The organism is Streptomyces sp. NPDC002868 (assembly GCF_055563295.1).
Genome location: NZ_JBVHDR010000014.1, coordinates 91,901 through 104,752, shown reverse-complemented (window position 1 = coordinate 104,752; position 12,852 = coordinate 91,901). Strand labels below are relative to the sequence as shown.

Below are 12,852 nucleotides of genomic sequence, written 5' to 3'. Positions count from 1 at the left end.
GCGGATCGTACGGCTGACCAACGTTTCCGGCAGTGCGCGACAATGGGCGAATGACCCCGCTCGCCCCGTCCTCGACGCTCAAGATCGGCCCGCACGCCGTGCAGCCCCCAGTGGTGCTCGCGCCCATGGCCGGCATCACGAATGCGCCCTTCCGCACCCTCTGCCGTGAGTTTTCCGGCGGCAAGGGGCTGTTCGTCAGCGAGATGATCACGACGCGGGCGCTGGTCGAGCGCAATGAGAAGACCATGCAGCTCATCCACTTCGACGCGACAGAGACGCCCAGGTCCATCCAGCTGTACGGAGTGGATCCGGTGACCGTCGGCAAGGCCGTCCGCATGATCGTGGAGGAGGATCTGGCCGACCACATCGACCTGAACTTCGGCTGCCCGGTCCCGAAGGTGACCCGCAAGGGCGGCGGCTCGGCCCTGCCGTACAAGCGGCCGCTGCTGCGCGCGATCCTGAACGAGGCGGTCACGGGCGCGGGGGATCTGCCGGTGACGATGAAGATGCGCAAGGGCATCGACGACGACCACATCACCTATCTCGACGCCGGCCGGATAGCGGTCGAGGAGGGTGTGACGGCGATTGCGCTGCATGGGCGTACGGCTGCGCAGCACTACGGCGGTACGGCGGACTGGGACGCGATCGCCCGGCTGAAGGAGCACGTCCCGGAGATCCCGGTGCTCGGCAACGGCGACATCTGGTCGGCGGACGACGCGCTGCGGATGGTGCGCGAGACGGGGTGCGACGGGGTGGTCGTGGGGCGCGGGTGCCTGGGGCGGCCGTGGCTGTTCGGCGATCTGGTGGCGGCGTTCGAGGGCAGTGACGCCTATGCGACGCCGACGCTGAAGGAGGTCGCGGTCGTCATGCGGCGGCACGCGGAGCTGCTGGGGGAGTGGATCGGCGACGAGACGCGTGGCGTGATCGACTTCCGCAAGCATGTGGCCTGGTATCTGAAGGGCTTCTCGGTGGGCTCGGAGATGCGCAAGAAGCTGGCGATCACGTCGTCGCTGGCGGAACTGGACGCGCATCTGGGCGAGTTGGACCTGGACCAGCCGTGGCCGGTGGGCGCGGACGGGCCGCGGGGGCGTACGTCGGGGAACAACCGGGTGGTCCTGCCGGACGGCTGGCTGAAGGACCCGTACGACTGCGCGGGCGTGAGCGCGGAGGCGGAACTGGACACGTCGGGCGGCTGACGGGTGGACCGGGTCCGCCCTGTGAGGACGGGTGCACCCGTCGCCCGCTCATCTGATGCGGGCCGCCGCGCGGAAGACGCAGCTCAGGTGGCCCTGAGTGCCATCCTCGGCGGTCGCGGTTCGCGCTCTCGGCCGGGCGGCGCAGTACTGGCGGAGCCGCGTGTTGCGGTGTGTTACGCGGGTCCGGATGATGGGACAGGACGCTTGTCGGTCGCGTGATTCTCGCCACCCTTGATAGGGGTGGCGCTCAGATGAGCGAATTGGCAGCGACTGCACCTCTCGGAAGAGTGGCACGCAGTGCCACCCCTGTTGGGTTCATTCGGTCGAGCGACTCGTCGCCATGGGTGTCGGAACCTGCGGTATCCATCACCTTCCGTATCGATGGCTTCGAGTCTTGAAAACACATCGATGCTCCATCCCCTCGCCATTTACTTTCGATCTGGTGGCGGAGGAGTGGTTACAGCCGTATGACGTCCAGGTGGACGTACCCAGGCGCCTTCGATCTGGGTATGTTCCTCGCCGTCAGGGCAGCCACCGAGTCCTCGAGGAGTCGAGACCCGTGTCGGAAAACAAAGATCAGAAGTTCGTCTACGACTTCACCGAGGGCAACAGGGACCTCAAGGACCTGCTCGGCGGCAAGGGCGCGAACCTCGCCGAGATGACCAACCTCGGGCTGCCCGTCCCTCCGGGCTTCACGATCACCACTGAGGCGTGCAAGGTCTACCTCGACAGTGGCGAGGAGCCCGCGGCACTGCGTGACGAGGTCAGCGCCCACCTCGACGCACTTGAGCAGACGATGGGGAAGAAGCTCGGCCAGGCCGACGACCCCCTCCTTGTATCCGTACGCTCCGGCGCCAAGTTCTCCATGCCGGGCATGATGGACACCGTCCTCAACATCGGCCTCTCCGACGCGTCGGTGTCCGGGCTCGCGCAGCAGGCCGGCGACGAGCGCTTCGCCTGGGACTCGTACCGCCGCCTCATCCAGATGTTCGGCAAGACCGTGCTGGGCGTCGACGGCGACCTCTTCGAGGAGGCGCTCGAGGAGGCCAAGGCCGCCAAGAAGGTCACCGTCGACACCGACCTCGACGCCGCCGACCTGAAGAAGCTGGTCAAGCAGTTCAAGAAGATCGTCTCCCGCGACGCCGGGCGCGACTTCCCACAGGACCCGCGCGAGCAGATGGACCTCGCCATCCGCTCGGTCTTCGAGTCGTGGAACACCGACCGCGCCAAGCTCTACCGCCGCCAGGAGCGAATCCCCGGCGACCTCGGCACGGCCGTCAACATCTGTTCCATGGTCTTCGGCAACCTCGGCCCCGACTCCGGCACCGGCGTCGCCTTCACCCGCGACCCCGCCAGCGGCCACCAGGGCGTCTACGGCGACTACTTGCAGAACGCGCAGGGTGAGGACGTCGTCGCGGGCATCCGCAACACCGTGCCGCTCGCCGAGCTCGAGTCGATCGACAAGAAGTCGTACGACCAGCTGATGCAGATCATGGAGACCCTCGAGACGCACTACAAGGACCTGTGCGACATCGAGTTCACCATCGAGCGCGGCCAGCTGTGGATGCTGCAGACCCGGGTCGGCAAGCGCACCGCCGGTGCGGCCTTCCGTATCGCCACCCAGCTCGTCGACCAGGGCCTGATCGACGAGGCCGAGGCGCTCCAGCGCGTCAACGGCGCACAGCTCGCACAGCTGATGTTCCCCCGCTTCGACGACCAGGCGAAGACCGAGCTGCTCGGCCGCGGCATCGCCGCATCGCCCGGCGCGGCCGTCGGCAAGGCCGTCTTCGACTCGTACACCGCGGTCAAGTGGTCGCGCTCCGGCGAGAAGGTCATCCTCATCCGCCGTGAGACCAACCCCGACGACCTGGACGGCATGATCGCCGCCGAGGGCATCCTGACCTCCCGCGGCGGCAAGACCTCGCACGCCGCCGTCGTCGCCCGCGGCATGGGCAAGACCTGTGTCTGCGGCGCCGAGGAGCTCGAGGTCGACACCAAGCGGCGCCGGCTCACCGTGAACGGGACCGTCATCGAGGAGGGCGACGTCGTCTCCATCGACGGCTCCACCGGCAAGGTCTACCTCGGTGAGGTGCCGGTTGTGCCTTCCCCGGTCGTCGAGTACTTCGAGGGCCGGATGCACGCGGGCGCCGACGACGCCGACGAACTGGTCGCCGCCGTGCACCGGATCATGGCCTACGCGGACCGGGTGCGCCGCCTTCGAGTACGGGCCAACGCCGACAACGCCGAGGACGCGCTGCGCGCACGGCGGTTCGGCGCGCAGGGCATCGGCCTGTGCCGCACCGAGCACATGTTCCTCGGCGAGCGCCGCGAGATGGTCGAGAAGCTGATCCTCGCCGACACCGACGACGAGCGCGAGCAGGCACTGGGCGCGCTGCTGCCGCTGCAGAAGAAGGACTTCATCGAGCTGTTCGAGGCGATGGACGGACTGCCCGTCACCGTCCGGCTGCTCGACCCGCCGCTGCACGAGTTCCTGCCCGACATCACCGAGCTGTCGGTGCGCGTCGCCCTCGCCGAGTCCCGCAAGGACGCCAACGAGAACGACCTGCGCCTCCTCCAGGCCGTGCACAAGCTCCACGAGCAGAATCCGATGCTGGGTCTGCGCGGTGTACGCCTCGGTCTGGTCATCCCCGGTCTCTTCGCCATGCAGGTACGGGCGATCGCCGAGGCCGCGGCCGAGCGCAAGAACGCCAAGGGCGACCCGCGGCCGGAGATCATGATCCCGCTGGTGGGCACCGTCCAGGAGCTGGAGATCGTCCGTGAAGAGGCCGACCGGGTCATCGCCGAGGTGCAGGCAGCCACCGGCACCGACCTCAGGCTGACCATCGGCACGATGATCGAGCTGCCGCGCGCCGCGCTCACGGCCGGTCAGATCGCCGAGGCCGCCCAGTTCTTCTCGTTCGGCACGAACGACCTCACCCAGACCGTGTGGGGCTTCTCCCGCGACGACGTGGAGGCTTCGTTCTTCACGGCGTACCTGGAGAAGGGCATCTTCGGGGTCTCCCCGTTCGAGACCATCGACAAGGACGGCGTCGGCTCGCTCGTCCGCAGCGCGGTCGAGGCCGGCCGGGCCACCCGCCCCGACCTGAAGCTGGGCGTGTGCGGCGAGCACGGCGGCGACCCCGAGTCGGTGCACTTCTTCCACGAGGTGGGTCTGGACTACGTGTCCTGCTCGCCGTTCCGCATCCCGGTGGCGCGCCTGGAGGCCGGCCGCGCGGCGTCTGTGTCCACCAAGGCGCGGGGCAGCGACTCCCGATAAGACGCCGGAGCCGTCGCCGGGGTCTGGGGGTTCGCCCCCAGTCGGTACACCGACCCTCACCGACCCGGTGGCGGCTCCGGAACACCGAAGGGGAAGGGGCGGGCGCCTTGTGCGGGGCGCCCGCCCCTTCCATGTCTTCTTCCGGACTTTCGGCAAAGTCCATGCCGACGCAATGGCCCGGTTGAATTATGGACCGTTGTCCGCCGGACCGTTTCCGGGCCACAGGCGGGCAATCGAATTTCTGCCATTCGCTACGCAAAACAACGGGCGGGGCGCGGCCTGCGGATCCCCATCCGCCGACCACGCCCCATTACCCGTGCCGGACAGGGAGCCGCACCGTCTGTCGCCCGCCGCCGGTCGTGCAAAGCCCCCCACGGTCTTCGCACGTCCATCGGTGACAGAAGGTTTCCTGCCCGACGTCGTACAGCCTTTCGGTTGCCACCCACCCCTCGCGAGGCGTTTCAACTGTGGCTGAAACACCGTGGTAACGTCCTGTGATGGCATGCATACTCAGTGATGGGGGCGATTGCGGATGCAACATGTGGGGGTTCGGTGCTACGTATCCATTTCACTGGGGACGACCTAGCCAGAGTGCGGATGGCGGTCAGACCGGATGAGTTGTGGGAAACGATTCTCAGCTTTCACCGATTGCGGGAGCGGCGGCGTGCGCTCGTGTTCGGGGAATGGCGATCGGAAACCCGCGCCCGGTTGAATGGTGAAACACGTCTGCTTGCTCCGATGGTTCCGCCGCAGGGGTATTTCCCGGACTTTCTCACGCCTCCCGAAGGGGGCGGCGGGCTGGATGCGGGGCTGGAGGCGCTGCGGGCGACGCCGCCCGGACGGCTGCACTCCGAGCTGGCTCTCGCGGCCGCGGGACGGGGCGGCGCGGTGGTGCTGCCCGGCCGGCTCGCCGCGCTCGCCGAAGGCGATCCCGAGCCGCTCGCCCGGCTCGTAGGAGTTCTGCGCAGCTACTACCGCGCCGCCATCGAGCCGTACTGGCCGCACATCCAGGCCAGGGTCGAGGCGGACCGTGCCGTACGCGGCCGGGCGCTGCTCGACGGCGGCGCGGGCGAACTGCTCGCCTCACTGCCGCCGGTGCTGCGCTGGCGGGCCCCGGTGCTGGAGGCCGACTATCCCGTGGAGCGCGAACTGCACCTGGACGGGCGGGGGTTGCTGCTCCAGCCGTCGTTCTTCTGCCGCGGCACCCCGGTGGTCTACCGTGACACCGCGCTCCCGCCGGTCCTGGTCTACCCCGCCGTCCACAGCTGCGCCCCCGCCTTCAGCGAGACGGGCGGCCCCTCGCTCGGCAAGCTCGTCGGTCACACCCGCTCGGCCGTCCTGCAGGCCATCCGCTTCGGCTGTACGACCAGTGAACTCGCCCGCAGGGCAGGGGTGTCGCTCGCCTCGGCCAGCCAGCACGCGGCGGTCCTGCGCGAGGCGGGCCTGGTGGTGACGCTGCGCCACGGCAACGCCGTACTGCACACCCTCACTCCACTGGGCGCCGCCCTGCTGCGGGGCGGCGCCACTGCGGAGGCCGCGGGCTAGGAGCGGAAGGGCCCGGTCACCTCGTAGGTGATGCCGCCGGACGAGGAGCCGCTTGTACCGCGCTGGCTGGAGAAGTACAGCCGCTGGCCGTTCGGAGAGAAGGCCGGTCCGGTGATCTCGGAGGAGGACTGGCCGGTGATCCGCAGGAACACTGCGACGATGTCGTTCGGCGTGATGATGCAGATCTCCATGTTTCCGCCGTCCTCTGCGACGAAGAGATCGCCGGAGGAGGAGCCGGTGATGTTGTCGACGCCGGTCAGCGGGGCGGGGCCGGGGTTGACCAGGCTGTCGTCGTAGGCCAGCTCGTAGGTGCTGTTGGCGAGGTTGAGCTGCCAGACGCGGTTGTCGCCCTTGGTGGTGAACCAGACGGTGTCGCCTGCGTAGTGGCAGCCCTCGCCGCCGTTGAAGTGCTTGGCACCGGAGACCTGGCTGCGGGTCGCGGTGGGCGAGCCGTCCGGGTCGGGCACGTTCTGCCAGGTGAAGGAGCCGGAGGTGCCGGAGCCGGCGACGAGCACCTGGAGGGTGCCGGAGGAGAGGTTGCCCCATGTGCTCGGGATGAACCGGTAGAAGCAGCCGTTGGACTCGTCCTCGGTCAGGTAGATCACCTGGCGCACCGGGTCGGCGGCGGCAGCCTCGTGCTTGAACTTGCCCATGGCGTCTCTGCGGGTGCTGGTGCCACCCCACGGGTTGGTCTCGTAGACGTAGCCGAGGGAGACCTCCTCGCAGGACAGCCAGGTGTTCCACGGGGTGGCCCCGCCGGCACAGTTCTGCCTGGTGTTGGAGAGGATCCGGTACGCGCTGGTGACGGTGCCGGAGGAGTTGAACTTCACGGCGCTGGCGCCGCCGCCGGGGTTGATCTCTGAGTTGGAGACATAGATCCAGCCGCTGCCGTCGGCGAAGCAGGCGCCGCCGTCAGGGGCGTTGTGCCAGGTGTAGGAAGTGCCGGAGACGGTCTGCCCGGAGCGGGCGATCACCCGGCTGGTGAACCCGCTCGGCAGCTGGATGCCGTTGGCGTCGGCCGCGCCCAGCGAACCGTACGGGCTCGGGCCGTTCTGGGCGGGGGCCGCGTATGCGGCACCGCGCATCAGGGTGCCGCCGAAGGCGGCGACGGAAGTGCCGATGACCGCTCCGCGCAGGAAGTTGCGACGTTCCACTTGTCACTCCAGGGTGCTGGTGACCGCCCCGCGGCACCGGTCGGCGCCGCGAGGTCGCGCGCTTCCGGAACCTAAGAGTGCCGAATTGACTCTACGTCAACAAGAGGTGACGTACAGCGGTCGAGTCCGCGGGGTTTCGGCCATCCGGCGCCGTCACCGGGGGGCCCGAACCGATCGGGCGTACCGTCTGGGTATGTCCGTTACGTGGGTTGTGCCGGGGTCAAGTGGAATGTCGGTGCATGCGGCCGACGAGGAGCGCCGCATCGACAGCGAAGAGGAAGGCCGGTTCTCGTACGAGATCCACAGCAGCGGTGCCCTGCTCATCTGGGTGAAGCACGGCGGCGGAGCCGACAGCATCCACATTGCGTACGGGCCGGGCGCATGGATCTCCGTGACCGGCACCAAGAGAGGCATGTAGACCTGGAGGCTGTGGCCGCGGGCCGGCCCCCGGCCGCGGCGAGGCCTCAGGCCTTGAGGCCCTCGTACGTCACCGACGTGAGCTGCTCGGACGCCACCCAGAGCCGCTCGCCCGCCGTATCGTTACGCGTCCACTTCGCCCGCTGCGACGGCGCGGGCGCGCCGCGCCAGCCCAGCCTCGGCCCGGTGAAAGAGTCCGGCCGCACGCCAGGCGCGGCGGCCGCGTACAGCGTCGGCAGCGCGCCCGACTCCGCGGCCTGCGCCATGATCCGGTTGCCGGCCTGCATGAACCGCTCGGTTGTCCTCTTGCCCTCCAGCCGCGCGCCCGCGGTCTGCAGATTGGTGTCCGCATAGCCCGGATGGGCGGCGGCCGCGACGACGTCGGAGCCCGCCGCACCCAGCCGCCTGGCCAGCTCGTGCACAAAGAGCAGGTTCGCCGTCTTGGAGCGGGAGTAGGCGACCCAACGGCGGTAGCGGCGCTCACTGTTGAGATCGCCCATGTCGATATTGGCCAGGGCGTGCATGAAGCTGGACACGACCACCACCCGCGCGCCCGGGGTGTCGAGCAGCTTCGGCAGCAGCAGCCCGGTCAGCGCGAAATGCCCGAGGTGGTTGACGCCGAACTGCGTCTCAAAGCCGTCGGCCGTCCTTCCGTACGGCAGGGCCATCACACCGGCGTTGTTAATCAGCAGGTCGAGGCGCTCGTACGGGTAGCTCGCCGCGAACTCCCGTACGGAGGACAGTTCCGCCAGGTCCAGCGGCCGGAACTGCACGTCGGCGCCGGGGACTTGGCGGGCTAGGTGCTCCTGCGCCTGCTTGCCGCGGGCCTCGCTGCGGCACGCGAGAATCACTCGCGCGCCGCGGCGGGCCAGCTCCTGGGCAGTGACGAGTCCGATTCCGCTATTGGCTCCGGTGACCACGGCGGTACGTCCGCCCTGGTCCGGGATGTCGCTCGCGTTCCAGCCCGACATGGCTGAACCCCTCGCTAGGGAACCTTGGTAGGTCCACCCTACGAACGATCAGGCGGCGGAGCCACTGCCGACGACCAGGTCTGTGCTCAGCCGTACCTCGTACGCCGTCACCGATTCCGACTCGTCGTCCAGACAGCGCCCGCTCGCCAGGTCGAAGCGCTGCTTGAGCAGCGGCGACGCGACGAACGGGTGGCCGGACGACGAGCCGACCAGGCCGCGGGAGAGAACCTGGGCGCCGGAGAAGGGGTCGCGGTTGTCGATGGCGTACACAGCGCCCTCGCGGTCCAGGAAGACCGCAGCCTGGCGGCCGTCGGGCAGCAGTGCGGCGACTCCGCGTCCGGGGGTGAGCAGGGACAGCGCACACAGCGCGACCCACTCCTCGCCCAGGCGGAGCTGGACCTGAGTTTCCGTTTTTTCGGGAGCGATTGTCATCGGGCGGCGGTACCTTCCAGGGCTTCCAGCGGACGGATGGACAGCAGCGGCAGATCGGGCTTGACCTGGTCGCGCTCGGGCACGAACTTCACCGTCGGGTCCGGAACGTCGGGCGCGTTGACGAACGAGACGAAGCGGCGCAGCCGCTCCGGGTCGTTGATCGTCTCGGACCACTCGTCGCGGTAGCCCGCGACATGGTCGGCCATGAGCGACTCCAGCTCGGAGCAGATGCCAAGCGAGTCGTGGACGACCACGTCCCGAATGTGATCGAGGCCGCCCTCGATCCGCTCCAGCCACGTCGAGGTGCGCTCAAGACGGTCGGCCGTGCGGATGTAGAACATCAGGAACCGGTCGATGAGCCGGATCAGCTCCGCGTCGGAGAGATCCTGGGCGAGCAGATCCGCGTGGCGCGGGGTCGCGCCGCCGTTGCCGCCGACGTAGAGGTTCCAGCCGTTGGCCGTGGCGATGACCCCGAAGTCCTTGGACTGTGCCTCCGCGCACTCGCGCTGGCAGCCCGAGACCGCGGACTTCAGCTTGTGCGGGGAGCGCAGACCCCGGTAGCGGAGCTCCAGATCGATGGCCATCCGGACCGAGTCCTGCACGCCGTAGCGGCACCAGGTCTGGCCCACACAGGACTTCACGGTGCGCAGCGCCTTGCCGTACGCATGCCCGGACTCGAAGCCCGCGTCCACCAACCGCGCCCAGATCAGCGGCAGTTGGTCGACGCGTGCGCCGAACATGTCGATGCGCTGGCCGCCCGTGATCTTTGTGTAGAGACCGAAGTCACGGGCCACCTCGCCGATCACGATCAGCTTCTCCGGGGTGATCTCGCCACCCGGAATACGCGGCACGATCGAGTACGAGCCGTTCTTCTGCATATTGGCGAGGAAGTGGTCGTTGGTGTCCTGGAGCGCGGCCTGCTCGCCCTCCAGGACATAGCCCGAGGCGCCGATCGTGGGCGCGAGGGAGGCGATGATCGAGCCGACGGTCGGCTTGCAGACCTCGCAGCCGTTGCCGCCGCGGGCGCCGTCCCGTCCGTGCCGGTCGAGGAGTTCCTGGTACGAGGTGATGCGCAGCGCCCGCACGATCTCGTACAGCTCCTGGCGACTCTGGCCGAAGCAGCCGCACAGGCCCTTGTCGACCTCGACGCCCGAGGCCTCCAGCTCGGCATTGACCAGCTGTCCGAGCACCTTGACGCAACTGCCGCAGCCCGTACCGGCCTTGGTGCACTTCTTCACCTCGGGCACGGTGGTGCAGGAGTGCTCGGTGACCGCGCCGCGGATCGTGCCCTTGGTGACGTTGTGGCAGGAGCAGATCACCGCCTCGTCGGGCAGCGCGGAGGGGCCGAGCGCGGCCGGCGCGCCGATCCCCGCGGGCAGCACGAGCTGCTCGGGCGAGAGCGGAGGGACGGAGCCGGTGAACGGGCGCAGCATGCCGTAGGAGTCGGCGTCGCCCACCAGGACGCCGCCGAGCAGCTCGCCGTCGCGGCCGATGACCAGCTTCTTGTAGACCCCGGACCGGGAGTCGGAGTACACGACGTCCAGGCAGCCGTCGGCGGTGCCGTGCGCGTCGCCGAAGGACGCCACGTCCACGCCGAGGAGCTTGAGCTTGGTGGACAAGTCCGCGCCGGTGAAGGCCTTGACCTCACCCTCCAGCGCGGCGGCCGCGGTCTCGGCCATCTCGTAGCCGGGCGCGACCAGGCCGTACACCCGGCCGTCCGACGCCAGCGCGCACTCGCCGATCGCGAAGACGGCGGGATCGGACGTACGGCACTGCTCATCGACGACGATGCCGCCGCGTTCGCCGATCTCCAGGCCGCAATCACGGGCGAGCTGGTCCCTGGGCCGCACACCCGCCGAGAAGATGACCAGGTCGGTGTCGATGGACGAGCCGTCCGACAGCGCCATCGCGGTCACCGCGCCGTCCTCGCCCGCCGTGATCTCCTTACCGCCGACGCCCGTGTGCACGATCAGGCCCATGTTCTCGACGGTGCGGCGCAGCGCGGCGCCGCCGCCCTCGTCCACCTGTATCGACATCAGCCGCGGATTGAACTCGACGATGTGCGTGGCCAGTCCCAGCCCCTTGAGGGCCCCGGCCGCCTCGAGGCCCAGCAGCCCGCCGCCGACCACGGTGCCGGTCGTGCAGTTCTTGGCGTACTCCTCGATCGCGAGGAGGTCCTCGATGGTGCGGTAGACGAAGCAGCCGTCGCTGTCCTTGCCGGGCACCGGCGGTACGAAGGGGTACGAACCGGTGGCCAGCACGAGCGTGTCGTACGTGAAGGTCCGTCCGGCGCGTGAGGTGACCGTGCGCGCCTGCCTGTCGATGGTCTCCGCCGGGTCGTCGAGATGCAGCTCGATGCCGTGGCGCTCGATGAAGTCGCCTTCGACGAGGGAGAGTTCGTCGGGCGTACGGCCGGAGAAGTACGAGGTCAGCTGGACCCGGTCGTAGGCGGCGCGGGGCTCCTCGCACAGCACGACGATCCGCGCCCGCCCGGCCACACCGCGCTCCGCGAGGGCTTCGAGGAACCGCTGGCCGACCATCCCGTGGCCGACGACCACGATGGTGGGACTCGTGGTGGGAGTCGTGGGGGTGGACATCTCAAGCGCCTCCAAGCAGGTGGAACAGTGGGGTGGAGGGGAGCGGCTCGTCGCCCTCCCAGGTGCGGGCCAGCTCGCCGACGGTGCGGAGGTCGCCGAGCAGTACCCCGCCGACGAGCCGGTCCCCGCGGACGACGACCTTGCGGTACGCGCCGCGGGTGGCGTCAGTGAGCTGAACGACGTCGTCGCCGGGGTGGGGGGTCGGATCGCCGAACGCGGCGAGATCGAGCGAGCCGGGGCCCGACAGGGTGAGCCGGGTCAGCGCGCGGGTGCCGGTGTAGCGGGCGGCGGTGCCGGTGAGCACGGAGGCCAGGACGTCCGCCTGCTCCAGCGCGGGGCCCGCCAGGCCGTGGACGACGCCCGCGTGTTCGGCGCAGTCGCCGATGGCGTGGATGTACGGGTCGGATGTGCGCAGCTCGTCGTCGACGACGATGCCGTGGCGGACCTCCAGACCGGCGTCGCGCGCCAGGCCGGCCCGGGGACGTACCCCGCAGGCGAGCACGACCAGCTCGGAGTCGAGGACGTACCCGTCGGCGAGCTCGACGGACGTACCGCGAAGTCCCCTTACCCGGCACTCCGTGTGGATCTCCACGCCCATCGCTTCGAGGTGGGCGCGCAGCAACTTCGATGCGGAGACGTCCAGTTGGCGCTCCATGAGGTGCTCGCCCTGCTGGGTCAGCACCACCCGGGCGCCGCGTTCGGCCAGCGCGCGGGCCGCGGAGACGCCGAGCAGCCCGCCGCCGACGACGACCGCGCTGATGCCGGGGCGTACCTTCTCGGAAAGGGCGAGGCAGTCGTCCAGCGTACGGAAGGGGTGCACCCCGTCCGGGAGCCCGTCGGCGATCCCGCGCAGGGGCGGCAGCACCGGGTTGGAACCGGTCGCCAGTACCAGCCGGTCGTACGCCACAGAGGTGCCGTCCGCACAGTGCACAAGACGCTGGTCGCGGTCGATCTCGGTGGCCCGGACGCCGCGCCGTACCGGAACCTCGGGCAGGGCGATGACCTCGGGGCCGTACCGCCCGGCGAGGACCTCCGCGAGCAGCACCCTGTTGTACGGGGCGTGCGGCTCCTCACCGAGAACGGTGACGGAGACGCCCGCGTAGCCGAGCCGGCGCGCCAATTGTGCGCCCGCCGTCCCGCCGCCGATCACCACTATCTCTGAAGCCATGCCCGCAGCCTGCGGCTTCGGTGTTACCCGCCAGGTTCTCGTCTGTTTCCCGCGAGGAACGCTGCCCTCAGCGTGCCGGGGGCGGGTGTGTGAGG

At 69.4% G+C, this 12,852-nt stretch carries 9 protein-coding genes; 4 read left to right on the top strand and 5 right to left on the bottom strand.

From position 1 onward, the window contains the following. Positions 1-50 precede the first annotated feature (50 nt). The 3 genes from dusB (at position 51) to ACZ3H8_RS32880 (ending at position 6,018) form a co-directional block, all read left to right on the top strand. Positions 51-1,196, top strand: coding sequence for a tRNA dihydrouridine synthase DusB (gene dusB / locus ACZ3H8_RS32890; RefSeq protein ID WP_467407999.1), 1,146 nt, complete (start codon positions 51-53; stop codon positions 1,194-1,196). A 559-nt stretch (positions 1,197-1,755) separates the two neighbouring features. Beyond that, positions 1,756-4,473 carry a pyruvate, phosphate dikinase gene (gene ppdK, locus ACZ3H8_RS32885; protein ID WP_467407997.1) on the top strand — a complete coding sequence of 906 codons (2,718 nt, stop codon included), beginning with the start codon at positions 1,756-1,758 and terminating at the stop codon, positions 4,471-4,473. 552 nt (positions 4,474-5,025) lie between these two features. Next, a complete protein-coding gene (locus tag ACZ3H8_RS32880; protein ID WP_467407996.1) occupies positions 5,026-6,018 on the top strand; it encodes an ArsR/SmtB family transcription factor in 993 nt (330 codons plus the stop codon). On the opposite strand, the gene ACZ3H8_RS32875 is transcribed toward ACZ3H8_RS32880, so the two are convergent. Next, positions 6,015-7,172 carry an alkaline phosphatase PhoX gene (locus ACZ3H8_RS32875; RefSeq protein ID WP_467407994.1) on the bottom strand — a complete coding sequence of 386 codons (1,158 nt, stop codon included), beginning with the start codon at positions 7,170-7,172 and terminating at the stop codon, positions 6,015-6,017. The two genes, ACZ3H8_RS32880 and ACZ3H8_RS32875, sit on opposite strands and share 4 nt — an antisense overlap. Before the next feature lie 193 nt (positions 7,173-7,365). On the opposite strand from ACZ3H8_RS32875, the gene ACZ3H8_RS32870 reads away from it, so the two are divergent. Beyond that, a complete protein-coding gene (locus ACZ3H8_RS32870) occupies positions 7,366-7,590 on the top strand; it encodes a hypothetical protein (RefSeq protein WP_467407993.1) in 225 nt (74 codons plus the stop codon). Between the two features lie 46 nt (positions 7,591-7,636). Here ACZ3H8_RS32870 and ACZ3H8_RS32865 read toward each other — a convergent pair whose 3' ends face one another. Genes ACZ3H8_RS32865 through ACZ3H8_RS32850 form a run of 4 tightly spaced genes read right to left on the bottom strand, consistent with a single transcriptional unit; the run spans position 7,637 to position 12,757 of the window. Beyond that, a complete protein-coding gene (locus tag ACZ3H8_RS32865; protein WP_467407991.1) occupies positions 7,637-8,560 on the bottom strand; it encodes an oxidoreductase in 924 nt (307 codons plus the stop codon). 48 nt (positions 8,561-8,608) lie between these two features. Continuing rightward, entirely contained in the window at positions 8,609-8,992 is a 384-nt protein-coding gene (gene nirD / locus ACZ3H8_RS32860) for a nitrite reductase small subunit NirD (RefSeq protein ID WP_467407990.1), read from the bottom strand. After that, positions 8,989-11,589: a nitrite reductase large subunit NirB gene (gene nirB, locus ACZ3H8_RS32855; protein WP_467407989.1), complete on the bottom strand. Its 2,601-nt coding sequence runs from the start codon at positions 11,587-11,589 to the stop codon at positions 8,989-8,991. Before nirB ends, nirD begins: the two co-directional genes overlap by 4 nt. Before the next feature lies 1 nt (position 11,590). Next, positions 11,591-12,757, bottom strand: coding sequence for an NAD(P)/FAD-dependent oxidoreductase (locus ACZ3H8_RS32850; RefSeq protein ID WP_467407987.1), 1,167 nt, complete (start codon positions 12,755-12,757; stop codon positions 11,591-11,593). Between the last annotated feature and the right edge of the window lie 95 nt (positions 12,758-12,852).

Bases quoted from the DNA above. Each gene is read 5' to 3' on its own strand.
- nirB (WP_467407989.1), bottom strand. From the start codon at position 11,589: ATGTCCACCCCCACGACTCCCACCACGAGTCCCACCATCGTGGTCGTC.
- dusB (WP_467407999.1), top strand. From the start codon at position 51: ATGACCCCGCTCGCCCCGTCCTCGACGCTCAAGATCGGCCCGCACGCC.
- nirD (WP_467407990.1), bottom strand. From the start codon at position 8,992: ATGACAATCGCTCCCGAAAAAACGGAAACTCAGGTCCAGCTCCGCCTG.
- ACZ3H8_RS32870 (WP_467407993.1), top strand. From the start codon at position 7,366: ATGTCCGTTACGTGGGTTGTGCCGGGGTCAAGTGGAATGTCGGTGCAT.
- ACZ3H8_RS32850 (WP_467407987.1), bottom strand. From the start codon at position 12,757: ATGGCTTCAGAGATAGTGGTGATCGGCGGCGGGACGGCGGGCGCACAA.
- ACZ3H8_RS32865 (WP_467407991.1), bottom strand. From the start codon at position 8,560: ATGTCGGGCTGGAACGCGAGCGACATCCCGGACCAGGGCGGACGTACC.